We start from the raw sequence: 24,351 nt of genomic DNA, 5'->3' as shown, positions 1-24,351 counted from the left end.
TCGGCAATAACGCGCTTTTTTTATCTAAATTGAACTGTGTTTATCTATTTATCTATTTATCTGTTTATCTGTTTATCTGTTTATCTGTTTATCTGTTTATCTGTTTATCGCCAAATATGAACCAGCCGCAATCATTATTCCACCAGCACTTTGGTTTAATCTTTTATGAGTGCGTGGTGTTTTAAGTAAACTTGCCATTCTGCCCGCGCCCATTGCAATGATCATTAAACCGGACATCAAAGCAACCGCCGCTAAAACAGCAACCAAGACGATATCTTGTGAACGCAAAACAGTCAGATCAATAAACGTTGGCAAGAATGAAATATAGAACAAAATCACTTTCGGGTTTGATGCTGAAATCAAAAAGCCTTGTGCGAAACTGGCGAGTTCCGATTTCTGACTTTGTTTTGCTGCGAGCTCAGCTGTGCCTTGCACTTCAGGTAGGCTCTTAAACATCTTGTAGCCCAAGTAAATCAAATAAGCGGCACCAACGTAGCGAATCACCTCAAAAGCAAACGACCAGTTCTCAGCAATCGTCGCTAGACCAAAACAGGCAAGCGCAAGATAAATCAGATCACTGCATATCATTCCTACAGAAAGAGAAATGCACTTTCGCCACCCATCGACCATACCACGAGCCAAAATCGCAAATACACCGGGACCCGGAGTAATGCCAAATATAAACATGGCAATAAAGAATGTAACTGCGCCTTCTAATGACATTGGCTTGTCCTTACTTATAACCCAACATGATTGATCACGAACGTATCATGGAGTTTCGATTTAGGTAAAGAGTGTTTTGGTCTGCGAAGATTCAAAAAGCTCATGTTTGAATAACTGTCATACGTAATTTCCCCACAAAGCACCAAGTGTTTTATCTAAGGTAATAAAAAAGCGAACCTAATGGCTCACCTCTACAAAATATTGACTACGAATCAACGTAGCAAGATTAGTTCGCCATTGGTGACAACAGCTCAGGGTTAACCACCAAGTTTCTCACACCGTGGGCGTGGTCTTCGTTAAAGTCATTGCCTTCACACCAGTTCCCGACTGTCGCGATGTTTACTTTCGCTACTTGTGGACGAACACTCCATGTTACTTGGAAAGGTGAACCTTGCTCGTTGTAACCTGGGCCCGTTGTTGAACCTGCGTATTGAATCGCTGAACCCGTATCTTGTGGGATGTTGGTTGCTTGGTGCAATCCATTCACTTTTGAGTGCTTAGCCAATGCTTCGAAGTCGAGTGCTTTGTCGTCATTCACTAATACGTATACTTGGGTCTCCACACGCAGTTGCGGATTGGTAATCGCATCGTTGAAACAAGCACCCAGTGTTTCACCCGGCTCTACTTGTGCCGTTGAATACACGTAATGCACTTCGATGGTATCGCCCGAATGCAAAGAACCATGCTCGCTCGGACAAACCTTGCCCTCAAATGGTTTTAGTTCAGCCTCACTTAGCTTACCAGTGTATTTAAAGCCACTCTGGAAACCCTTGCCATCACCGTTACCAGCGTATTGGGTAAACTCGCCACCTTTGTGCTCTGCGTTCTTATGGAAGTGGATATTACATAGGTTCATGGCTGTTGAATCTGGCGCATCAGAAAACAATCGAGCGTTTGTTCCTTCTACTGAACCTAGATCACGAGGCGCTTGCGGACCAAAACCTTGCCCTTGGGTATTTTCAGAAAGCTTCGCTCTTTGTTCTGCGATAACACCATCTGAAACAGACTCATGGTTCGCGTCTGATGCGTTTGCTTGAGCAGATAACATCACCATCGCGACGCTTAAAAACACACTCTTGTTGTTCATATTTCTTCCCTAGAATGTTGATAGCTAAACTTAAACCAAACTTAACAGCAAACATCTTACTATGCTCACACATGAATATAAGCCTTGTCTTTGTAAGATTAGATTTCATCGCTTACTTTGGGAGAGTATTCAAATCCTTGGTGCATATAACAAGATCAACAGGTTAAATACGGCGAGCCCCTTCCATAACAAGTAAATACCGAGCTGTGCTGACCTGCCCCTTACTCGAGTCCAGCTCATATTGTGTTAGTGAGCGCAAACAAGACGTTACGTAATCCTGACGAGCTGACTGCCAGTCACCTAATAAGAAACAAAAAAGGCGAACCACATGGTTCGCCTTTTTTGTTTAGTACTAGTTTTTAAAATCGAGCTATTGTGCTGGTCGCGTTCCTGAAGCAAATATTCCGAAAGTCATGACATTTAAAGCATCTGTCACACCTTCCAATGATTTTATGACCTGCTTCGTAGGCCCGTTATTGAATATATGATTACCTAAGCCTTTTTCACTGTGAACCCTTGCATGATCCTCGGTGACTTGTTTATCTGTCACTTGCATTTGTTGATTAGTTTTTGCTGGTTCACTCAATTCATGAGAAGCCGAATCTCCATCGCTATTGATATCACTGGTATCTGCAGTAATAACGGAACTCTCGTTAACGTTATTTGCGACAGGCTCAATGGCCACTTCACTTGCCGTCTCCTTGACCACAGCCTTTTCGACGCTGTTATTAAGCACATTCTCATTGCTTGATGTATTTTCGTCGGTTTGATTTTCACTTGTTGTCGCACAAGCGGATAAAAGCAACAGGCTAATAGTTATTATGATTAATTTTCTGACCATGACGATTGGGACTGGATTAATAAAACATTGTTCAATTGTAAGTAACTTATGCTAGGAGTTCCAGTGACACGCTTGTTTTGTCGTAACCAGATGTGTACATAATTACTTACTACTTGATGAATCAATAGTTTACTCTCAGCTAAACTTAAAGTTCGTTAAGATAATTTCATAGGTAGTGATGACTGACCTTAATAGTTTGATACCTCAATCAGATTACCATCAGGGTCGCGGAGGTAAATTGAGGTGATCTTGGCCACTGCACCGGTTCGCTCTACAGGGCCCTCCTCTATAGTGACACCTTGTCCCGTAATATGATCGAATACCTCATCAATCGGTGTGTTGGTGATGAAACATAGGTCGGCACTCCCCGCTTGTACATGCTTAGCCTTAGGTTCGAACTCCTGCCCTTGCTGATGAAGATTTATCTTTTGGTTACCAAACGACAGTGCCCAGCGCTCCTCACCAAACTGAATCGGTTTCATCCCCAACACTCTCTGATAGAAGTCTACCGTTATCTCGATATCTTTAACGGTTAATACAAGGTGATCTAAGTGACTGATATCCATAAATGATTGCTCTCCGTAAGTGACAGGCCTGCTAATTAACTCCTCTACAAGATTTGATAAAAATCCAGAGCGTTATTCACTCATAATCTAACGCTTAGAAAAGTGATACAACAGCCTTTTACGGCTATAGATCCCATTATCAACGAATAAAGGGAGCACTTCTAAGTGCTCCCTTTGCAACGTTATTCTAACTAAATTGATTGGTTAAATTAGTGACATAAACCTTCATGCGTCCAGTACCAATAGTTTTCAAACGGATCAGCACCCCAGTTATCTGTTGTAGACGTAAAACGGTTGCCCCAATATTGAACCGACGCCCCAGCTGGGTAGAAAATATTCGGGCTCCATTCTGGCACATCCACACACATGTCCTGAGGATCAGGTTGAGGACTAGGGTTTGGCAGTTCTAGTACAGTGCTGACCGCTACATAAGCGTCTGTTGACCCTTGCGCACCCGATACCATTACGTAGATATCATCCCCTTGTATACCACCAAAGCCACAGTACTCGTTGTTATCCAAGTTAGTAGACGAACAATCGTAGTCATTTGATGATGCTGGACGACCGATAGCAACATATAGATCGACGTTACCGTAACCATTGTAAGTTTGGATCCAAACATCACCTTCAGAGCTGTTCTTCAGAACAAACTGCTGTTGATCGTTACCGCTACTCAACACAGGCGCAGGAACGTTCAATTCTAAATTGTTGATGCCCGGTGTCGGTGTCGGTGGATTAGGGTTTGGATTCGGCTGACCAGAACCACAGTTTTGGACATTAACGCCGACCTGACTAAACGCATTACGCACCGAAGATGCTTCATAACCTAGCTTTTGTGCCGCCTTACAAACCCCTTCCGCACCTGATTGGAAGTTCGATTTTGATGTCCAATAAAGTTGGTTTGCCGTAGCGTAAGTCATGAACGCCTTTTTAATGTCCCAACCGTTGCTGGTGGCTAGATGGTAGAATGCTTTGTTGAAAATACCCGAGCTATGGTGAACGTCAATCCCGTTGTAATATTGGTTAACGTGATCGATAGACATACCATCTTGGCTAGGTTGAATGAAATAGCGCATCGCAGGGCTGTACTTCATTACGTGCTCACCCATCTTCCAGTTAAAGCTGCCATGAACATATTCGCTTAAAGCCGCTGCAGCAACATCAGAGAAAGACTCATTCATGCCGCCCGACTGACCGCGGTACTCAAGGTTTGAATTTTGTTCAGTAAAACCGTGGCTTACCTCATGCGCGATCACATCCCACGTCGCCAATGGATACATAGATTGGTTACCATCACCAAACGTCATCTGTTGGCCATCCCAGAATGCATTGCCGTAGTTCGAACCGTAGTGCACACGCATCGTTAGTTTTTGCTGGATAGGACGAGTGTTCAACCACTCTTTGTACATGTCAAAAACACGCTGGCCGAAGTAATGTGCATCGTTCATTGGTGCATACGCGCCGTTAATCGCACGGTAATCATTGACGTTCCTACCGTAATTACCATTACAGGCAAACTGATGAACCTGACCATAGTCTTGGCGATTATTCATATTCATCGTAACAACGTTTTGACTGTCCATCTGGCAATATGAGTTAACCTGGAAACCACCGTATTGAGTATTCGGGCCAAAATAGTAACGACCGCTTTTCTCGTTTCCACCAGGGCCTTCGGCATCAATGAACGCAATACCTTCCCACTGGTCGAGTAGCTCGCCAGATTTAGCGTCTACAAGCGTAATTGGTCGTGAAGGTCCCATACCTTTTGTTTGTAAGAAATCAACTTTATAAATCAGGTGTGCTTGTTGCTGTTCATCAAGCCAAATGAGGAGGTCAGCATTTGGATTACGAATCGTAGCTGCAGCCACGCCCTTGTGCTGTGACTTAGCAATCGCTATTGCTTGCTGGGCGTTGATCATCGGCAAAGTAGAACCGATATCAGCTTCGATACCCGTTAAAACTTGCCCGTCTATTGCTTGAGCAATGCCTTGCTGAGAATGATCAACCACCACTGACTGACCATAAACCGGAATGCCATAGTGGAGCTGTTGTTTACGCAGGAGTGTCGTTGTACCGGTATCGACTCGACTTGCTTCATAGTAAGCAAGTGGTTGACTTACAGCACTAAAGCCCTGATTTTTTTGATTTAGAATGATTGATAGATCGACATCGGAATAATTCACTACATTGGCAGCTTGAGAAGTAAACGCTATTGGGAATAGCATTAGTAAATGTGTACCACGCATACATCACCTTTATAATTTTTGTTTTTATAAATTCACCCACTGGATGAGCGCGCATCTTAACGATAGATTATGCGCATGATTAAATGCATTTAGTTTTATATGTGACATTGATTCAGAAGATAATCTTTCACGAAAATAAAAGTGAGGTGGGGAGTCAAAAAACCCATACTTTCCGCCACTTAGCAACAACTCAACAAATCGACGCAAAATATGGAGGGGTATCTAATTTCCGACAATACTCGGAAATTTCATGCTTCGAATCGTTACGAGATTAAGGTTCGATATCGATTTTCAAATAACGGCGCCAACTCACCCCTATTAGATTCAGAGCCCGAAAATAGTTAAAGACGGTTTCGTGCAAAATCGTAATAAGGGTGTATTACCTAGCGTGCGGACTTAACCTAGTGTTTATTAAGCATGCAAATGACCAATTTATTGTTGGCTATCTTAACAAGTGCCATTGCCGTCAATCAGAGTATATTCAGCCCAAACACGTCCTTTACATCGAATAAAACGGCTTCTGTTTTCTCTCTCGATACTTGTGTACCTTTGCGTAAAATATCAATGAGCTGTGCTTTGTCGTCTAATAATTCAGCTCTGCGTGCTCTAATCGGGCGAATCATCTCTTGTAGACACTCTTCCAATACCTTCTTAGTTTGGCCATCCCCTAACCCGCCTCTGCGATAGTGATCTTTTAGTTCATTAACGTACTGAGCGTCAGTATGGAAAGCATCAAGATAGGTAAACACGATGTTCCCTTCAACTTGGCCCGGATCTTCGATTCGTAGATGATTTGGATCGGTATACATGGATTTGACTGCGGCACGAATCTCTTTCTCTGTCGCACCTAAGTTGATAGCGTTGCCCATTGATTTCGACATCTTACTTTTGCCGTCGGTGCTCGGAAGACGAGAGGCATTGCTAAGCAGAGGTTTACACTCATTTAAAATTGGCTTGCCCGCGAGTGAGTTAACTTTTCTCACGATCTCGTTGGTCTGTTCTAGCATTGGCAATTGGTCGTCACCCACCGGAATCAAGGTCGCGTTAAACGCCGTGATATCAGCCGCCTGTGAAATCGGATAAGTCAGAAAACCAGCTGGAATTGAGCGACCAAACTCCTTGTTTTGAATCTCGCTTTTAACTGTTGGGTTGCGTTCCAAACGAGCGATAGAAACAAGGTTACTGTAAAACATGGTGAGTTCGGCCAGTGCTGGTAACTGAGACTGGAGGCAAATCGTGGTTTTTGTTGGGTCGATACCTACCGCTAGATAATCAGCAACAACGTTGAGGATGTTAGACGAAACCTTGGCAGGGTTATGTGCATTGTCGGTAAGCCCTTGCATGTCAGCGACCAATATCGTTTGGTCGTGAATATGCTGCAATGAAGTCCTCTGCTGAAGTGAACCTACATAATGCCCCAAATGCAAAGGGCCAGTCGCTCGGTCGCCAGTAAGAATAATTTCCGGTTTGTTCGTATTTTGAGGTGTTTTCATGGGGTATCTCCAAGTAATAAAAGCTACTGGAGATAAAAAGAAACGACATTCTTGGTGACATTCTTAACTACCTTCCAGCAGCTAAAGAATGTGAGTATTCCGTGCTGCTCTAGATAGAGCACCACCAAAAGAAAATTGAAGTTGAAGCAGAAGTAAATTTCATTATTAAAATCTACCAACAATAAGGGTTAACGACAACCCTTTTATTGGTAGGTAATAAAACTAACGTACCGAAATCGCTTTTCGAGGCGTTTCAAAACAGCAAACTATTAAAGATGCATATCGTAAGCAAATGTATTAATTACATAAACCAATAATTCTAGAACGCATTGCTTGATTGACGTTAAAGTGAACGTTCAAAAACTCAAGCTGTGCCAGAGCCGATTCCGCCGTGCGTTCGTAGCCTTGAGTAAAGGTTGGCAGTAACTGAGCAAACTTAGGGAAGCGCGCTTCTAGCCTTCTATCAGACATAAACTCATCGACGAATTCAGGTTGTGAGCTTTCCGTTTGACCCACAAGATCGATCAAACGATCGAGTGCGTAAGATTGGACGAACCGACTGCCCGACAGCTTTTCACCTCGGTTATAGCGAGACATACCCACGTAAAGGTTGGTTAAGGCTTCCCCTATAATCCACTCTTGCGAATTAGCTTCTGCTGCCCGCTTTTGTGGTGGAATACAACACTGAGTATCAAAGTCAGCTTCCTGCCAAACGATTCTCCCTTCAGCAAACGGAATATGTGCTAATTCATGTGGTTCAAACACTGCAAACTCACAGAACACCCCGTCTGCATAGAGCACCTTATAGCCGTCGACCGTATTCCTTACCGCGTAGTCGATTGGATGAATGTCAGATAACCAATGCAAACTGTCTAAGAAATACTGCTTGTGCCCCGTTTGCACTATCGCAAAGAAATCGACGTCTGAGTATTGATCCAGTCGCTCCGTTTCAATACCAACTGAACCAAGCCCCAACAAGGCATGCGCCTTACCAGAAGCTCTTAAAGAATCTCCAATCGCATCTAAACGTTGTAGTAGTTTTCTGGTGTATTGACCAACTGTCGCGTTTCTTGTTTACTCGATTGAATCGTTTTATCGGCTTGCATCATTATGTCCCTATCAAGTTGAATGCCACTCAACCTAACTGATAGTTAGAACATCTAAGAAGCTTAATTTATAAAACGTGTGTTTTGGATAACGATCTGCGCAAGTTATTGTCTCATTTAAACGCGTAAATCATCCACCTGCGTTCGATTTACAACGAAGACTTAGCCAGATACGCTGCCATTTCTTGCTCTGGAACCATACCGCCACCGGTTGCCCAAACAAGATGAGTCGCGTTCGCTAACGTTGATTCAGTGATGCCTAACCTCTCCAGATATTCACTGTTGTGTTCAACATGAATAGCCCCCGGCATACCAGCCAGTGCAGAAGGTTCTAATTGAATACCCTCGGCTTGGTTCAATACGCCTAACAATTGGTACATACGTTCATCAGTTAATGTGTAGTAACCATCAAGCAAACGTTCCATGGCTCGACCGACAAAGCCAGATGCCCGTCCTACCGCCAAACCGTCGGCAGCGGTGAGGTTATCGATACCAAGATCTTGCACTGCAATCTCATCATGCAAACCAGTGTGAACACCCAGCAACATGCAAGGAGAATGAGTCGGCTCAGCAAAAATGCAGTGAACATCACCACCAAAAGCCATCTTTAAACCAAATGCAACACCACCTGGGCCGCCGCCAACACCACATGGTAAGTAAACGAACAACGGGTGTTCTTTGTTGACGATGATCTGTTGTTGTTCAAATTGTTGTTTAAGTCTTTCTCCTGCCACCGAATAACCAAGGAACAAGGTTTGCGAGTTTTCATCGTCAATGAAAAAGCATCTAGGATCTTGTTGTGCCTCTTTACGGCCTTGTTCTACGGCAACGCCATAATCTTTCTTATATTCAACAACATGGACGCCATGCTCACGAAGTTTGTTTTTCTTCCAAGCTCTTGCGTCTGCCGACATATGAACGGAAACCGTAAAGCCGAGTTTCGCACTCATGATGCCAATCGACATACCAAGGTTACCCGTTGAACCTACCGCTATGCTGTATTGCTTAAAGAAGTCACGAAACTCAGGTTCAAACAGCTTACTGTAGTCATCACTCTCACACAGTAATCCGCCTTTAATCGCTAGCTTTTCGGCATGCGTTAGTACTTCATAAATACCACCACGAGCTTTGATTGAACCTGAAATCGGTAAATGGCTGTCTTTCTTCATCATCAAGCGCCCTTTAATAGGCTGCTGATAATGCGCTTCCAATGCTGATTTCATCGATGGGGTCTCAACAAGCTCAGACTCGATGATGCCATTGGTCACTTGAGTTTCAGGAAATGCTTTGGCTAGATAAGGAGCAAACCTTTGTAACCTCAAGCTCGCATCATGGATGTCTTTCTCATCCAAGCCGACATAAGGTAACCCTTGGTCTAGTGTTGTGACATTTGGGTTAAACCAAACCACCTCTTCGAGCGCCATAAGCTTATTTAGTAATGGAAAGTCGTTGGTGAGGTTATTTAGATTCAGTTCGATCATGGGCTACCTTCTCTGGTATTTAGCGTTCTGCGCTATTTCAATCACTTGGTGTGCAGCCTATTAGAGCCGTAATCGAGAAATGATTCAATAACCTATACTTATGTCTAACGTCAATAGGATGGTATTTCCCTTACTATGCCCTTGAGGCAACCGTCTTGATGTACTCACTTGGCGACAGACCAAACTTACCCTTAAAGCGCTGACTAAAACGTCCTTCAGACTGGTAACCACAAGATTGAGCGAGCATCGTGACATTGTGTTGGCCATTTTGCATAAGATACAAAGCATGGCTTAAACGCACTTCTGCTAATACCTCACGATATTGCATACCTTCCAGTTTTAGCTTTCGGATCAGTGTCGCGCGGCTCATCGCAAAACGCTCCGCCACCGACTCTAGCGGATGCTTCTCATCTGGTGAATGTGAAAGATAATGGCTGAGCTTTTGGCTAAACGAAACGTTGGCACTGACAAAGAGTCGATGCAACACACCTTTTTCAGCCAGTTGCTGGTATAAGCCCTGCAACCAAAACTGTTGAGTCTCTTTGCTCATGTTCTGTGTATCAAACGAAAACAGCGCGTTGAGTGAGTCTTGTAAGTTTCGGTCCGCTTGCACCGTAGGCAACCCCAGCTCATTCGACCGTTCCTCACTTAAATCAAGCATCGCCTGAGAAGGTTGTAATTGAAAGCTGAATACTCGCGACAAGAAGCGCCCTTTGTGGGGCATGTTCTCAAAGCTTAGTGAAGCTGATGCCTCACACAGCAACAGCTCAGAATGTGAGAGTTCTGCCGCTGAGTCTTTCCAAAACAGGCGCTTACTGCCTGTAATGATCTGAATGATACTAGGGGATAGAATCCTCACATTACGTAGCTTTTGTAACTGCTCGGCACGAAAGATCGTCACTTGGTATTGATGATTCATCTCATCCCCTTGTTTACTTATTATCAACGTGTATAAGCTATTAACGCGTATAAGTTGCGGTCAGTTTCGCTTTATCTAAAGCCATACTGTTCAACGTGAATCCAACCACTGCCGACGGCGTATTTTCGTCTAGATTAAGCTTATCCGTTGGTAATGCCCAAACCGTGAACTGGTAGCGGTGCATGCCATCTTTTTCAGGAGGACAGACGCCACCGTAACCAACTGTACCGTAATCAATGCGACCTTCTTTGCCACCGACTTTAGATATATCGACACCGCGAGGTAGCTCGTTAACAGTCGCAGGGATATCAAACGCAACCCAATGCCAGAAACCACTTTCTGTCGGAGCATCTGGGTCATACGCCGTGATTGCAAAGCTTTTGGTTCCTGCTGGTGCATCTTTCCACATTAACTGTGGTGATAGGTTATCGCCGTCACAACCCCAACTTGAGTATTCAAAAGTCTTCGCCATTGGATGACCTTCTTGAATATCGTTGCTGGTTAATTCGAACGCCTGAGCAGAGCCCGCAGCCAAAATACTGATTGCCAATACTGATTTGATGATTAGTTTCATGATGGTTCCTCTTATTTGGTATGAGTTGAGTATAGTCCTTCCCACATGCTTAATAATGACAATAAGTACATAATTATCTAATTTATCGGAATCAAATGATACTTACTGTAATTTCATCTTATTATTTAAAAGCATGATCCACTCGACAGTTTGCTGTTAAGGGAGCACTTATTGACATTCAGGTTACAAATCTCACCCAAAAGTCTTTAGACTCGCCTCACGACTTTTAATGAGAATGATTGGATGCGCAGGTTTACCTTAGCCCTTTGCTTGACCTTTTGGCTCCCAACTTTAGCCAATGCCCAAAGTTTGCAAGACAAGTGGCAAACCCTGTATCAACTGACCTGGCAATCATCCCCAATCTTAATATCTCAACAAGAGTTGGCTCAGTACCCAAAAGTTCTGCTTCATGAAAGTAGCCGTTATCCTAATTTCAACCATTTCAGTTGGGACGACATCGCAACGTTAGCCTCAATACAAGATCACTGCAGAGCGATTGAAAACAATAATCCTTCATTACATGACGCCATCGAGTTCGAACTCACTTTGTGTCAGCAACAAGCATTGGATTCCGTTTGGTTTGCAGCACACTCCAAACGACACCCTGCAGGTGGCAGTTTTGCTGATCGTTATTTAGCAGTTTACCCCGACGTAAGCGAGCAGATACGCCCATTTTTGAGTATTGCCAACCCCCAGCACCCTTTATATTCCAAGCTAAAAACGCTAACCGCACAAGGCAAAGAAGCACTGCTCAATGGATACCGCGCTTGGCAACAAGACGATGTACTTTGGCTAAGTGGCGAACAAGGCTGGAAAGCCATTCCCTTAGATGTTTGGCAACCTATTGCAGAGCAGCAAGAACTATCGTTGACGGGTGACACCTGTAATTTTCGTTACAGCAACATGTGCTTGAGCGAACCTAGCAATGACAACTTAATCATGAAAACGTTGATCTTTTCATTGCTGTTAACGTTGCTTTCCGGACTTGGTAGAGTCTTATACCTAAGAACAAAACAACGCAAAGAGAGGCAGTTCGTTTTGCAGCTTCTCACTCATGAACTGCGTACGCCCATTGCTAGCCTTGGCTTAACTGTTGAGATGTTCAGAAATCGCTATGATGACTATTCTGATGAAACTCAAAGCGCGGTTTGGCGTTTAATATCTGACTATCAAAGGCTCTCTCAGCTCACCGAAAACAGCAAAGTGTACCTAAGTTCGGAGCAGTCAGAGCCTTTGTTAAAGCAAAACGCATCATTAGAAGAATGGCTCGATCATGTGTGTGTAAAGCACAATATTTCTTATCAATGTGAAGCGCGTGAACTTGAACTGAACCTGCCTTATTACTGGCTAACGATCTGCTTGGATAATCTAATAAAGAATGCCAAACAACATGGTAGAGGTGAAGTTTTGGTACAAGTCAAACTCGAAGACAAGCTGACTATTGAAGTGCAAGACGAGGGGCACTTCCCTTCGCCCATACAACGACTCATGTCCAGTGTCACGCCAAGTAAAACTCACAAGCAAGACAATATGGGCATCGGCCTGACTATTGTCGAACACTTGATAAAACAAGCTGACGGCCGCCTCATTATTCTCCGCAATCCTACCCGATGTATTTTGGAAATAGCTTATGAACAGGCCTGTCATCGCACGGTTATCAAATCAAAGTCTCTGCTGAGCAACTCAACAAAGGCTTAGAAGCCCAAACTCTTTCTTTGGTATCGCCTAAAGGAAAAGTCCTTCTTGATGGACAACTCGCTTCCAAAAATGAGTATCAAGAGATTGAAACCAATGAAATGTTCATCAAACCCGAATCTGGTGTTTATCAACTAAAGATAGGTTCAAACCACTACCAGCTATATTATCGAATGGACAAGTCGTCATCTGGCAGCCAAATCATAGTTAGCTTCAATACGGTTTAGACAAAATTGAATAATAGGAAGCTTAAGTACTTATTTAACCGCTAATGTTCAGCCCGTTACTTGTGCTTCCTATTTTGAAAGGCAGTCAGTAGGTAGTCGATAAAGACCTTCTTACGTTTCGGCATCAACTGCCTGTCGGCATACACTAGGCTTACTGAAACTTCCGGCATCTCATATTCAGGTAATAAACGAATCAGCTTACCTGTCTTGAAGTGCTCACGACAAATGAATTCAGGAAGCACCGCTAAGCCAAGCCCATCAACACACGCTGTTAAGCATGCCGTGATAGTATTCACCCGCAACTGACACGGCAGATCGATCAAAATCGACTCACCGCCTTCCAATTGTAAATGCCACTTGGGCAGGCGCGCCGCCTTATTTACCACCTCAATCATTCGGAATGGCGGTTTAAGGTCATTGGGCGAAGAGATTTCACCGAACTGTTCTAAATACTCAGGGCTGGCTACCAATACACGCTTCGATGTTGTGAGGTAGCGAGAAACCAAGCTCGAGTCCACTAGCTCACCAATTTGCGCGTAAAGATCGATCCCCTCCGCAATGATGTCGACTTCTCGATTCGTCAGTTCTAAATTCAAAGTCACGTTTGGGTGCTCTTTTAGGAAGCTGTGGATGTATGTGGCTAATACTTGATGCCCCAATTCAACAGGCAACACAACGTTCAACTGCCCTCGGATCAAATCCTGATTGGCAGAAACCTCTAGCTCAGCTTGGTTCATGATCTCGTGCATTTGCACGCTCGATTGATAGAAGCGCTCACCCTCCGGCGTTAAGACTAAACTTCGTGTCGAACGAGTGATCAACCTCACACCTAGGTGCTGTTCCAGCTCGTCAAGCTTTCGGCTGACGGTCGACTTGGTCATGTTCAATGCCTCAGCTGCGTGCGTGAAGCTTCCACAATCAACAACTTGCGTAAAAACAGTCACAGCATTTAAGTCCATCGTACTTCTCCCAAAACCCTATTAGTAAGATTATTGCAACAGTGTTTCCCTTTTTTCCTATCTTATCAATCAATCGAATTCATTTACAATTCGTTACATCTAAATAAAAACAAAATGAGAAATAAGAAATGACAGAGAACAACAACGCTTCGCAAACAGTAAGCACAAAAAAACGTAAAAAAGCTCCGCTTATTGCTACTGCGATCATGCTGTCATTGGGTTTAGCCGGCGCTGGATACTGGTACGGCTATGGCCAGTACTTTGAATCTACTGACAATGCCTACCTGCAAGGCGATATCACTAATATTAGTCCTAAGGTATCTGGCTATATTGTTAAGTCTTACGTGAGTGACAACCAACCAGTAAAAGAAGGTGATTTGTTGGTTCAAATCGATGACCGAGATTACCAGTCAGCACTCGCTCAAGCTAATGCCCATTTATCCGTCGTACAATCTGACGTAAAGAACTTAATCGCACAACAGACGTTACAACGTAGCAAAATTAACCAAGCAGAAAGTGGCGTCGATTCCGCAGAAGCAGAATATGAACGTGCTATCCAACAAGTACAGCGCTCTCGCAGCTTGTTAAACCGCAATTACGCTTCTCAAGATGAAGTCGACAGCATGGTCGCACAACAAAAAGTGACTCAAGCAGACTTAGAAGAAGCTAAAGCCAACCTTGTCGCAACTAATGACCAACTCATCGTTATTGCTAGCGAAATTGAGCAAGCCAAAGCCTCAGTAACAGAAGCTAAAGCTCAAAGAGATCAAGCACAACTTAACCTTGATTACACCAAAGTTTACGCGCCAGCAGATGGTGTGATTGGTAAACGCAGTGTACGTGAAGGCTTGTTGATTCAAGCAGGTGCACCATTGATGAGTTTGGTGCCAAACAACCAAGTGTGGATTGAAGCCAACTTCAAAGAGACACAACTAAGTGGCATTCATAAAGGTCAGACGGTTGAAGTAGAACTGGATGCGTTCCCGGGGCAACCACTTGAAGGTGTGGTCGACAGCTTCTCCCCTGCGACTGGCGCCAAGTTTGCGCTCCTACCACCAGAAAACGCAACCGGCAACTTCACTAAAATCGTTCAACGTGTACCGGTGAAAATCATCATTCCAGATCAGCAAGAGTTGAAAGGTCGATTGCTTCCTGGTTTGTCTGTGGTCGCGACCATCGATAAACGAGGCTAGACCATGAGTAACGCTGGTGTTATAACCCACACTAATGATGATGGTGAGGTTTCAAGACGTCATTGGATCGCCCTATTTGGCGGTTTGATTGGCGCGTTTATGGCGATTTTAGATATTCAGATCACCAACTCGTCTCTCAAAGACATTCAAGGTGCGCTATCTGCCACCTTAGATGAAAGCTCGTGGATCTCTACGTCTTATCTAGTCGCAGAGATGATTGCTATCCCACTCAGTGGTTGGCTTTCTAAAGCGCTTGGAAAACGCCGTTATATCACGTGGACGACGGCCATCTTCACCATTTCATCTTTGTTGTGTTCGTTCTCTTGGAACATGACCTCGATGATCGTGTTCCGTGCAATGCAAGGTTTTAGTGGTGGTGCTTTAATCCCGCTTGCTTTCTCGTTGGTGATTCAGTTATTGCCTGTCAACAAGCGCGCTGTGGGTATGGCACTGTTTGGTGTAACGGCAACGTTTGCTCCGTCAATCGGCCCAACGTTTGGTGGCTGGCTGACCGAGAACTTCTCGTGGCACTATATTTTCTATATCAACATTCCTCCAGCTTTACTGGTGATCACCATGATCCGATATGGCTTGGATGATGAAAAGCTCGACCTTGGTACGCTGAAAAAAGCCGATTGGTTTGGTATCGCCACCATGGCGTTAGGATTGGGCTGTCTAGAAGTAGTGTTAGAAGAAGGTAACCGTGAAGAGTGGTTCAGTTCGAGCTTCATCATAGGCTTGAGTATTGTGTCTGCAGTGAGCTTAGTTTACTTCGTCATAAACGAACTCCAACACAAAAAGCCACTGGTGAATTTACGGCTATTGCGAGATGGGCAATTTGCTATGTCTTGTATCGCCTATTTGATTCTAGGGATGGCATTGCTCGGCTCTATCTATGTGCTGCCAATGTATCTAACTCAAATCCAACAATACAATGCGATGGAGATTGGTGAAGTCTTGATGTGGATGGGTTTCCCACAGTTGTTGATATTCCCAATCGTCCCTAAGCTGACGCAAATCATTAAGCCTAAGTACTTAGTGACCTTTGGTTTCGCGATGTTCGGTTTCAGTTGTTACGTGAATACACATATGACGATTGATTTTGGTGGCCAGCAGCTGATTTTGTCTATGGTTCTGCGTGCTATCGGTAGCCCATTTATTATGGTTCCGCTGTCTTTGGTTGCCATGAAAAACATCAGCAAAATGGACACGCCAGACGCATCAACGTTAACCAACGTGATGCGAAACCTAGGTGGTGCTTTCAGCATCGCGATTATCGCTACGCTACTCGATAACAAAACGCGTGAGCACTTGGCACACATCAAGGAGTCATTACCTTCTGTGAGTCAACTTGGTTGGCAGACGCTTCAGCAACAACAAGCGTTTTTCATTCAGTCAGGAAGTGATGCCGCAACTGCGATGCAACAAGCACAAGCAAGCTTGCTCGGCACAATGCAACGTGACGCTGCGATCATGGCTTACAACGATGTGTTCTTAATGATGACGGCGTTCTTGGCTCTCGCTGCAGTATTGATTCTAAACATGCGTGATTAGCGCTAGAGTTTCGGTAATTAAAACTTCAAACATAGAACAGCATTCGAATATAAACTCGAACAATGAAATAGAGAGGTAAGCTTATCGGCTTGCCTCTTTTTTATTTCTAAAACACGTATAACCTAACAAAAATCAGGTAAAAGTAACCTGTGTTTGAAGGCTTTCATAAATGTTTTAATTACCAATAGTTTATTGAGTGTTTGTATGTGATACAGGCACCTTGACATTGTGCAACCTGACACCTAAATTAAACATAACATTTGGTATTGAGGAAAATGGATTTGACCTTACCACCTGACCTACGAGTTTTAATTGTCGACGACTCCAAGAGTGCTACTATTCTTATAAAGCAGCAACTCTCGAGCTTAGGCATTTCACATGATTGCATCTTTATTGCGACCGACTATCGACAAGCCATTAAAGCGGTCGAAACGCACTCTTTTCATGTACTCCTCATCGATTATCACTTAGAGCAATCCTTCACTGGGTTTGAGCTTTTGGGGATTCTGTATCGAAATCGCCTAATAGACCACACTGTAGCGACAATCTTGCTCTCTGGGGATATGCGTCAAGAAACGGTATTAACTGCCCTTTCAGGTGAAGCACACCATTTCGTATCTAAACCGATTCATACTCAGAGGTTAGGTAAAAAGATCCAAAGTGCTGTGTCCGTGTCGAAGAAGCTCACCCAACTTAATGATTTATATCCAATCTCCTCTCAAGAGAGGTTAGCTCAAGCTTTGGCGGTCTCCCCTAATGGCACCAGTGTCCAGTTCGAAGCGACATTGATTGAACATTTAATTGCAGGTAAGAAATGGCAGTTGCTGTCTAACGTCATTAACAACTCGAAAACCAACATGCACCCAACAAAATTAGTGGCTGAAGCGCTAATTCTCGACAGCTTAGGCAAGCCAAATTTAGCCATAGATAAGCTCCACAATTTTCTGATAGCGCAGCCACTCTCATTGAGCGTTATTGATTGCTTAAGCTGTATCTATGAAAAACATAAGATGCTGCTGCCTGCTCTTAAATTGGCGATTCGTGCATTTGAAATGACACCAAGTATCAGCCATCGTGCAATTAGGGCGATCGACTTAGCTGAGAACGCAGATAACACACATATGATCATAAAGTTAGGTGAGATGTATGCGACCCACATTTCAGCTGCTGACATTGATGTCATCCATTCCATTGGTGCGCACTTTAATTCGTTAAAAGCAACTTACCAACGCGAGACGCAACTAAAGTACAAACGTATTTTGCTTGAGCACGCCAACCAATTCACAGAGTTGGTAAACCTGAAACTTCCGGTAAAACAACAGCAGCAAGTTTTGGCCAGCCTTGCCCTATTTCAGAGCAGCATATTGCTCATCGAAAATAGCCCTCAGGTTGCCCACAAAAAAGTGATTCGAGCTTCGACACTGATAGCGAATAATTTCCACAACCAACCAACTTATTTGCTTGCTCAACTATTACCACTGCTCGCCCACTTTGGTGAGTACTCTCTTTATCATTTAGCCGTGGAATGTCTAAAATCTCGTGGAGAAGCAATAAGCCACAAACTTGAGTCCAAAAATGTCGACCCTTCAACTTGTATAAACATTGAAAACTTTGGCTCGATCCAGGAATTAAAAGACTACATTCACAGTTACCCATATTCAGTTGCCGCCAAACTTGACTATATATATGCCGTCAATAAAGCTCATATAGATGAGAAACTTAGCAACGACTATTTAGAAGAAATCTTACAATTAGAACTTCCTCCAAAATGGAACCAATGGATTAGTGATTCATCACGGTATGGTTTTTCCACTAAGCCGCCTAGCCCATTTTCAACATGCAGCCGACAGGAGTCCACATGCTAGACTTTGATGCTTTAAACGCCTACTTAGACAACGACAGAGAAGTCATTTACGCCGTTTTGTCTACATATCAAGAAGACCATGGCAATTCGCTACAAGAGATCGAAGAGTTGGTTCAACAACAGGATTGGGGCAAGCTTCATTTTACCGTGCACACCTTAAAAGGCATCCTAGCCAGTTTTGGGGAAGAAACGGCGACTGTTGCATTAGAAAGAGTTGAACAAAACACATTCAACAAGCTTGCACCACAAGATGATGATCTTTCCGTTATCTACAGCGAAATGAAGATCATCAATCAGCAAATCGATGAGGTTCTTAGCACTTATTAATTAATCATCAATAATAGAAAAATCAAATCGACTGGCCATCTATATAATTTGCCAGAAATGAGTCACATTCATCATGTAAGCCACAGAATCACAAGAACTTATACCCCTCCCACACTTCCATTAAATTTACCGTTTCAAGGTTTCCATATCCGCATTTTTATTCTACTGTTTTTATATAAAAACAGTAGAATGGATCCTTATATGGCGATTACGGTCTGGAATAACCTTTCAGTCAAACATAAACTCTTTGGCTTAGTTCTACTTCCCATTTCACTACTGCTCTTTCTAGCAGGCAGACAAGCGTATATTTTAACGACTCAGTTAACAGATTTTGAACGAACCAATCAGTTATCTGTGTATTTGCAAGATATTTCGATCTTATATCGGAGTACTCTGGCTTCGAGCCCTGAAGAATTCGCGACACAAAGCAATCAAGTAAAGGCAGAATTAAAAACGCTGTCACCCATCATTTTTTTAGACGCTTCGGATGATATGAATCAACTGGTGGCTGACTTCAGTGAAGCGACCCTATCCACGATGGAAGCGACTGACACTTACGATAAGTTGGACGCTCTTGAATGGCAGAGTGATTTATACAAGCAACTGTTGCTTGAGATAGAAAAAGTCCCATTCGAAAATACCAAGCGCGAAATTCAACAACACCTCACCGCATTACAACAACTCGAATGGTTGATGTTCTGGTCGAACGAAGAGTTCAAACTGGGTACTTCACTGATTGAGATATTCCAAACTAGCCAAGAGTACGACCCAGAACTTGCTGAACAGATCGAAACCTTGAGTGAAAGACAGCAACTGTTCCTCGAACGCTTTGTATCGTTGAATGCCAACGAACATCAAGTGTCATTGATGGTTGAGGTATTTAGAAACGACGTGTTTGCTCAGAGCCAAGAGATCAGAAACGCACTGCTTGATCTAAACGCCATTAGCCAACTGACACCTCAAGAGGTTTCTGTTGGGTTAGAGGCGATGAGTGCTCGACTCAGCTTATTACAAAGCCTCGGTAATGTTATCAAGCAAGAGTTCCAACAAGAAGTTGAGCAAGCGATCTCAGATGCGCAAGTGCAACGAACACTGTTTATCTCCATCGTTGCCCTGCTCGCAGCCATGGTCATGGGGCTAACCTTAAGTTTAGCGAGACAAGTAACCAACAACCTCAATTTGGTGTTGGCTTTCTTAAAAAGCGAAAACGCTGAACAGCGCCCTTCTTTAGACAAACTAATTCAGGGTAAAGATGAGCTCAGCCTATTTGCTCAACAAGTTAAACGATTGACCATCGAGCGAGAGCTCGCTAAAGAGAAACTAACACTAGCCAAAGAGGACGCCGAACAAGCGAAAGATCACGCAATACAGGCCAGCAAAGCGAAAAGTAGCTTCTTAGCTAATATGTCTCATGAAATTCGTACCCCACTCAATGGCGTTATTGGTATTTCTGAGATTCTTGCAGACACCCCTCTCACACCGACCCAACGCGATTATGTTGATACGATTGAGACCTCGTCCCAACTGCTACTGAGCCTAATCAACGACATCTTGGACTTCTCTAAGATTGAATCTGGCATGCTAATGATCAGTCCACACTCAGCATCCGTTAGAGAATCGATATACGACATCGCCTCTATTGTGGCGCCAAAAGCGAAAGAACAAAAAATTTCAGTCAACGTTGATATCAGCCCTGACACACCTGCTCGTGTGATGATTGACGATCACCGCTTAAGACAGATCCTAATGAACTTCATGTCTAATGCGGTGAAGTTTACTGCAGAAGGCGGTGTCACCCTATCAATTCAAACACTCGACAAGTCAGAAAATAGTGTCACCCTTAGATTTGCTGTACGAGACACCGGTATTGGGATCGACAAACAACAACAGAAACAAATATTCGAACCCTTTGCTCAAGAAGATGATTCAACCACACGTCAATTCGGAGGTACTGGTCTTGGCCTAGCCATTAGCACACAGTTGGTTGAACTGATGGGTGGCCAGATTCAGCTCGACTCCGTCAAGGGCGAAGGCAGCTGTTTCTACTTCGACTTAGAATTACCCGTCGATATTATGCTACCGAAACCAAGCACAGCAACAGCTGACATATATGTTCTAGGTAACGAGAACATGCTCTCTAAACGCATAGAATGGGATCTTAACCTTTACGGCTTGAAGGTTACTCAGCAAGTGAGTAACACAGCTACGATCACACAACAGCTCGTAACTCAAAAACACAATAAACCAATCACCGTAATTTTTGCTGAAGATGACGCGTTCCAAGCCAATTACTACACCACTGATTTAGATAAGCTGCACCAAAACGGCATCACTATCTGTTTGATTCGTTCTTTCTTAAGTGAGCCAGCTGACATCGGTAACAGCGTTACTGCTCAGGTATCGCAGCCCCTACTTGGATTACGTTTGATTAAAGCGGTTGAGCTCTGTGATACGCAAGGTTTAGCTGAATTGTCAGAAGCCAACCAACAAACTACGACCATCCAACACAAAATCCTCATCGTCGAAGACAACAAGATCAACCAAAAAATTGCTGGACTCCACGTCGGTAAAAGTGGTTTTGAATTCGAGTTTGCGAATAATGGTCAAGAGGCCATCGACATGTTCACCGCCAACCCTCATTACGCTGCGATACTCATGGATTGCATGATGCCAGTAATGGATGGCTTCAACGCAACAAGCAACATCCGACGATTTGAAAAAGAAACTGGCGCCACGCGCCGCATCCCTATTATCGCCCTCACCGCCAGTGTGATTGATGACGATATTCAAAAGTGTTTCGACGTGGGTATGGATGATTATGTACCAAAACCATTCAAGTTCGAGATGTTGAAGGAGAAAGTGCTTGCGGCTGTAGAAGCAATGCCACTGCCAGTTACACATAACGCGCCAGCAGCATCAACAAGTTCAACCGTTACTCCTATTCATAGTGCACAAACAGCCAAGAAAACATTACCAGAGCAAGCTGAGCCTAACTTTGTGCCAAGCAAATCTGAGAAGATCCTTTTGGTTGAAGACAATCGCGTAAACCAGAAAGTTGCTTCAGTCATGCTCAAAAAGGCCGGTTACGCCTTTGAAATTGCAGACAACGGGCAAATCGCCGTTGATATGTATCGGAATGACAGCAGTTTCGACATTATTTTAATGGACTGCATGATGCCGGTGATGGATGGCTTCACCGCCACTAAGGAGATTCGAGAACACGAGAAAAACCTAGGCTTAAGCAAGACTCCTATTATCGCGTTAACCGCCAGTGTTATCGATGATGATATTCAAAAGTGCTTTGATTCCGGAATGGATGGGTACGTAGCGAAGCCCGTTAGAAAAGAAAAACTCTTCCATCAAATTGAAAGTGCGACTTGTTAGGAGAAACCAATGAATTGGATCAAAACAATTAAAACGCTCTCGAGCAGAGCGCTGTTACCAGCAGTGGTAGGGTTGTTTGGAAGCTTACTTCTTCTCAGCCCCGCTCATGCTGCAGAAGAATACGCCATATTCTCTTTAGACTCAGGGTTTGAAGAGATATCAATCAACAAAGCGAGAAAGCTATATCGAGGTAAAACCAAACGTCTCAACGGCAAGCGTGTAGAACTCTCTGATTGGCCTGAAAACAGCGCCGAAAGAGAGGCATTTTATCAGCTTCTACTTGGGAAGAACGCCGCTCAAATGAACGCACACTGGGCTGGCTTATCTTTTTCAGGAAAAGCTCGTTATCCAAGAGAAATCAAAACGGCTTCAACCGACAGTTTAGTCGACTGGCTAGACGAAAAACCAAACCGTATTGGTTACTCCCCACTCTCTTCGGTTCCTCAAAATGCCAACATTCTCTACGTTATAAGTTCGGAGAAATAATATGAAAAAAATAATTACGTTAGTGCTATGTGCTTCGATTGCCTCTCCGGCCTTTGCCATTATTGAACTTACCGATAATTTATCTTTAAGTGGTTTTGGTTCAACATCTTGGGCAACATCGGATAACGATAATCCATTGATCATCAACCGCGGTTTTACTGATGAGAGCTGTTACGACTGCGATACCACATTTGGTGTTCAACTCGATTACTTCTACAACTCATTCAAAGCTTCCGTGCAAGTTGTCAAGCCACCCCAATATGACTGGAGTGAACCGCAGCTAGAGTGGGCTTATTTAGGCTATGAATTTAATGACTTTGATGTAAGCGTTGGTCGATTGCGACTGCCACTATTCCTTGCCTCTGAGTACTACTATGTAGGCCAAGCCTATATGACAGCAAGGCCACCAACAGAAGTGTATAACGCCGTATTAGGTATTACTGCGTTCAACGGAATCAAAGTCAGCTGGACTCACGATGTTAGTGATGAAGCGACGCTATTGCTTACTCCATTCTTAGGTATCAAAGACAACAATGAAGTCGACTTCAATTCGAGTACAGAACTGGAATTTGAAACCAATCGAATGTTCGGTGCTAACCTCCAGTTAAGCGGAGAAAATTATCGTTGGAACTTATCCTTCTTAGATTCAAACTTTGATCAGACGGTTAAGATTAAGAACGTTGGATCTCTTCCAAAACAAGACAACCAACACATCCAACTTTGGTCGTTAGGTGCCGAGTACGAATTTGGTCAAGCAATACTGGCCAGTGAAGGACAAACCAGTGACTTCTCCTCTTCGATATACGCAAGTTTGGGTTACAGACTCAATTCGTTCACTCCTTACGTCGTTTATGGCGCCGAGTTTGATTCACACGAACACCTAACAGGAAACAGCTACCTAATTGGTGTGGATTACGATGTGTTACCGAACGTCTCTATCAATGGTGAAGTGCAATATTTTGAAGCTCGTAAAGCAAACGGGGCGTTTGTCGAAGATTTTAACGCGCTGATTGGCTTTGATGATAAAGATGCCATGCTCTACACCATAATGCTGAGTTTCGTTTTCTAACCTAGAATTAAACAATCGTCATTCAAATCAAAGCCCAAGATAGTCACTCTACCTTGGGCTTTTTTATCGCTGTAATTTTTCATTCCAACCTGTCGAAACATAAACCATAACTATCGTTTCAATGGTGAATATTGAGATGGTTTTATTCCAATGTCAGAGCGGTCAGCATTGTGTAAAAAGGCTGCAAACTCACGAACTTCACCGCCCTCACTCGGTCAATCTTAGAGCGAATAAAAAGATACCTTAAACGGAGAACGCATGCGAATAGCGACTTTATCTTTAAGCTTGGTTTCAGCAGTCAGTTTCGCGGCTGAACCAAACCCTTTTCCAATAACGTCCGACGAAAGTGGCGAGAAGTTTATGGTAAGTGCGACAAACCCATACGTAAGCAGCACTGGGTATTCGATACTCAAGCAAGGTGGTAACGCAATTGAAGTCAAAGATGGCAAGACTACGGTGCAACAGACCGTCGTCGTGCATCCAGCTCAATGGGCGAATAAATTAATGAGAGTGAGCTGCTAAGCTCACCCATTTTGAAGTCTCTTGCTTGTGTCTTG

Annotated in this window: 18 protein-coding genes and 3 pseudogenes; 10 read left to right on the top strand and 11 right to left on the bottom strand. The window is 43.7% G+C overall.

The annotated features are described in order from the left end of the window. Positions 1–96 precede the first annotated feature (96 nt). The 10 genes and pseudogenes from CWO13_RS08375 to CWO13_RS08325 form a co-directional block, all read right to left on the bottom strand. Positions 97–723, bottom strand: a complete 627-nt coding sequence (locus CWO13_RS08375; protein ID WP_108019984.1) for a LysE family translocator — start codon at positions 721–723, stop codon at positions 97–99. A 226-nt stretch (positions 724–949) separates the two neighbouring features. Further along, positions 950–1,810, bottom strand: a complete 861-nt coding sequence (locus CWO13_RS08370) for a delta-class carbonic anhydrase (RefSeq protein ID WP_102478274.1) — start codon at positions 1,808–1,810, stop codon at positions 950–952. A gap of 370 nt (positions 1,811–2,180) precedes the next feature. Beyond that, on the bottom strand, positions 2,181–2,651 hold the full coding sequence (locus tag CWO13_RS08360; protein WP_102478276.1) for a hypothetical protein: 471 nt from the start codon (positions 2,649–2,651) through the stop codon (positions 2,181–2,183). A gap of 188 nt (positions 2,652–2,839) precedes the next feature. Next, positions 2,840–3,217: a VOC family protein gene (locus CWO13_RS08355; RefSeq protein WP_102432421.1), complete on the bottom strand. Its 378-nt coding sequence runs from the start codon at positions 3,215–3,217 to the stop codon at positions 2,840–2,842. 209 nt (positions 3,218–3,426) lie between these two features. Continuing rightward, positions 3,427–5,463: a M4 family metallopeptidase gene (locus CWO13_RS08350; RefSeq protein WP_108082782.1), complete on the bottom strand. Its 2,037-nt coding sequence runs from the start codon at positions 5,461–5,463 to the stop codon at positions 3,427–3,429. A gap of 470 nt (positions 5,464–5,933) precedes the next feature. Beyond that, entirely contained in the window at positions 5,934–6,956 is a 1,023-nt protein-coding gene (gene trpS, locus CWO13_RS08345) for a tryptophan--tRNA ligase (RefSeq protein WP_102432423.1), read from the bottom strand. Between the two features lie 297 nt (positions 6,957–7,253). Next, a pseudogene (locus tag CWO13_RS08340) lies at positions 7,254–8,062 on the bottom strand (hypothetical protein). 149 nt (positions 8,063–8,211) lie between these two features. Next, positions 8,212–9,543, bottom strand: a complete 1,332-nt coding sequence (locus CWO13_RS08335) for a D-serine ammonia-lyase (RefSeq protein WP_108082781.1) — start codon at positions 9,541–9,543, stop codon at positions 8,212–8,214. 133 nt (positions 9,544–9,676) lie between these two features. After that, positions 9,677–10,462 carry a helix-turn-helix transcriptional regulator gene (locus CWO13_RS08330; RefSeq protein ID WP_108082780.1) on the bottom strand — a complete coding sequence of 262 codons (786 nt, stop codon included), beginning with the start codon at positions 10,460–10,462 and terminating at the stop codon, positions 9,677–9,679. A gap of 40 nt (positions 10,463–10,502) precedes the next feature. Beyond that, positions 10,503–11,036 carry a YbhB/YbcL family Raf kinase inhibitor-like protein gene (locus CWO13_RS08325; protein WP_050648620.1) on the bottom strand — a complete coding sequence of 178 codons (534 nt, stop codon included), beginning with the start codon at positions 11,034–11,036 and terminating at the stop codon, positions 10,503–10,505. A 243-nt stretch (positions 11,037–11,279) separates the two neighbouring features. Between CWO13_RS08325 and CWO13_RS08320 the strand changes: the two genes are divergently transcribed. Together CWO13_RS08320 and CWO13_RS08315 are read left to right on the top strand one after the other, a co-directional pair. After that, positions 11,280–12,734, top strand: coding sequence for an ATP-binding protein (locus CWO13_RS08320; RefSeq protein WP_108082779.1), 1,455 nt, complete (start codon positions 11,280–11,282; stop codon positions 12,732–12,734). Next, positions 12,674–12,919: pseudogene (locus CWO13_RS08315) on the top strand (DUF2861 family protein); the annotation flags it as partial. The gene CWO13_RS08320 and the pseudogene CWO13_RS08315, both read left to right, overlap by 61 nt. 95 nt (positions 12,920–13,014) lie before the next feature. Here the strand turns inward: CWO13_RS08315 and CWO13_RS08310 are convergent. Beyond that, positions 13,015–13,917 carry a LysR family transcriptional regulator gene (locus tag CWO13_RS08310; RefSeq protein ID WP_048660256.1) on the bottom strand — a complete coding sequence of 301 codons (903 nt, stop codon included), beginning with the start codon at positions 13,915–13,917 and terminating at the stop codon, positions 13,015–13,017. Between the two features lie 128 nt (positions 13,918–14,045). Between CWO13_RS08310 and CWO13_RS08305 the strand changes: the two genes are divergently transcribed. From CWO13_RS08305 to CWO13_RS08270, 8 genes and pseudogenes are all read left to right on the top strand, one after another. After that, positions 14,046–15,110, top strand: coding sequence for an HlyD family secretion protein (locus CWO13_RS08305; protein ID WP_048660257.1), 1,065 nt, complete (start codon positions 14,046–14,048; stop codon positions 15,108–15,110). A gap of 3 nt (positions 15,111–15,113) precedes the next feature. Next, positions 15,114–16,664 carry a DHA2 family efflux MFS transporter permease subunit gene (locus tag CWO13_RS08300; RefSeq protein ID WP_108082778.1) on the top strand — a complete coding sequence of 517 codons (1,551 nt, stop codon included), beginning with the start codon at positions 15,114–15,116 and terminating at the stop codon, positions 16,662–16,664. Between the two features lie 275 nt (positions 16,665–16,939). Next, positions 16,940–18,529, top strand: a complete 1,590-nt coding sequence (locus CWO13_RS08295) for a response regulator (protein ID WP_017105950.1) — start codon at positions 16,940–16,942, stop codon at positions 18,527–18,529. Next, positions 18,523–18,855, top strand: coding sequence for an Hpt domain-containing protein (locus CWO13_RS08290; RefSeq protein ID WP_017082339.1), 333 nt, complete (start codon positions 18,523–18,525; stop codon positions 18,853–18,855). The genes CWO13_RS08295 and CWO13_RS08290 overlap by 7 nt, the downstream gene beginning before the upstream one ends. Before the next feature lie 201 nt (positions 18,856–19,056). Then, positions 19,057–22,239, top strand: coding sequence for a response regulator (locus CWO13_RS08285; RefSeq protein WP_108082777.1), 3,183 nt, complete (start codon positions 19,057–19,059; stop codon positions 22,237–22,239). A 9-nt stretch (positions 22,240–22,248) separates the two neighbouring features. Beyond that, positions 22,249–22,725: a hypothetical protein gene (locus CWO13_RS08280; RefSeq protein WP_102432439.1), complete on the top strand. Its 477-nt coding sequence runs from the start codon at positions 22,249–22,251 to the stop codon at positions 22,723–22,725. 1 nt (position 22,726) lies between these two features. Then, the gene (locus CWO13_RS08275) at positions 22,727–23,794 is read left to right on the top strand and encodes a sulfate ABC transporter permease (protein ID WP_108082776.1); all 1,068 of its coding nucleotides are present in this window, start codon (positions 22,727–22,729) and stop codon (positions 23,792–23,794) included. Between the two features lie 258 nt (positions 23,795–24,052). Beyond that, positions 24,053–24,277: pseudogene (locus CWO13_RS08270) on the top strand (gamma-glutamyltransferase); the annotation flags it as partial. Positions 24,278–24,351 lie beyond the last annotated feature (74 nt).

It is taken from the genome of Vibrio sp. ZF 223, assembly GCF_003050585.1.
In the GTDB taxonomy this organism is placed as follows: Bacteria; Pseudomonadota; Gammaproteobacteria; order Enterobacterales; family Vibrionaceae; genus Vibrio; species Vibrio crassostreae.
Note: the sequence above shows the minus strand (reverse complement) of the source record. Positions and strands in the feature narration are given on the sequence as shown.

Excerpts from the sequence above, each read along its gene's own strand:
- CWO13_RS08375 (WP_108019984.1), bottom strand. The coding sequence starts at position 723 with ATGTCATTAGAAGGCGCAGTTACATTCTTTATTGCCATGTTTATATTT.
- CWO13_RS08370 (WP_102478274.1), bottom strand. The coding sequence starts at position 1,810 with ATGAACAACAAGAGTGTGTTTTTAAGCGTCGCGATGGTGATGTTATCT.
- CWO13_RS08360 (WP_102478276.1), bottom strand. The coding sequence starts at position 2,651 with ATGGTCAGAAAATTAATCATAATAACTATTAGCCTGTTGCTTTTATCC.
- CWO13_RS08355 (WP_102432421.1), bottom strand. The coding sequence starts at position 3,217 with ATGGATATCAGTCACTTAGATCACCTTGTATTAACCGTTAAAGATATC.
- CWO13_RS08350 (WP_108082782.1), bottom strand. The coding sequence starts at position 5,463 with ATGCGTGGTACACATTTACTAATGCTATTCCCAATAGCGTTTACTTCT.
- trpS (WP_102432423.1), bottom strand. The coding sequence starts at position 6,956 with ATGAAAACACCTCAAAATACGAACAAACCGGAAATTATTCTTACTGGC.
- CWO13_RS08335 (WP_108082781.1), bottom strand. The coding sequence starts at position 9,543 with ATGATCGAACTGAATCTAAATAACCTCACCAACGACTTTCCATTACTA.
- CWO13_RS08330 (WP_108082780.1), bottom strand. The coding sequence starts at position 10,462 with ATGAATCATCAATACCAAGTGACGATCTTTCGTGCCGAGCAGTTACAA.
- CWO13_RS08325 (WP_050648620.1), bottom strand. The coding sequence starts at position 11,036 with ATGAAACTAATCATCAAATCAGTATTGGCAATCAGTATTTTGGCTGCG.
- CWO13_RS08320 (WP_108082779.1), top strand. The coding sequence starts at position 11,280 with ATGCGCAGGTTTACCTTAGCCCTTTGCTTGACCTTTTGGCTCCCAACT.
- CWO13_RS08310 (WP_048660256.1), bottom strand. The coding sequence starts at position 13,917 with ATGGACTTAAATGCTGTGACTGTTTTTACGCAAGTTGTTGATTGTGGA.
- CWO13_RS08305 (WP_048660257.1), top strand. The coding sequence starts at position 14,046 with ATGACAGAGAACAACAACGCTTCGCAAACAGTAAGCACAAAAAAACGT.
- CWO13_RS08300 (WP_108082778.1), top strand. The coding sequence starts at position 15,114 with ATGAGTAACGCTGGTGTTATAACCCACACTAATGATGATGGTGAGGTT.
- CWO13_RS08295 (WP_017105950.1), top strand. The coding sequence starts at position 16,940 with ATGGATTTGACCTTACCACCTGACCTACGAGTTTTAATTGTCGACGAC.
- CWO13_RS08290 (WP_017082339.1), top strand. The coding sequence starts at position 18,523 with ATGCTAGACTTTGATGCTTTAAACGCCTACTTAGACAACGACAGAGAA.
- CWO13_RS08285 (WP_108082777.1), top strand. The coding sequence starts at position 19,057 with ATGGCGATTACGGTCTGGAATAACCTTTCAGTCAAACATAAACTCTTT.
- CWO13_RS08280 (WP_102432439.1), top strand. The coding sequence starts at position 22,249 with ATGAATTGGATCAAAACAATTAAAACGCTCTCGAGCAGAGCGCTGTTA.
- CWO13_RS08275 (WP_108082776.1), top strand. The coding sequence starts at position 22,727 with ATGAAAAAAATAATTACGTTAGTGCTATGTGCTTCGATTGCCTCTCCG.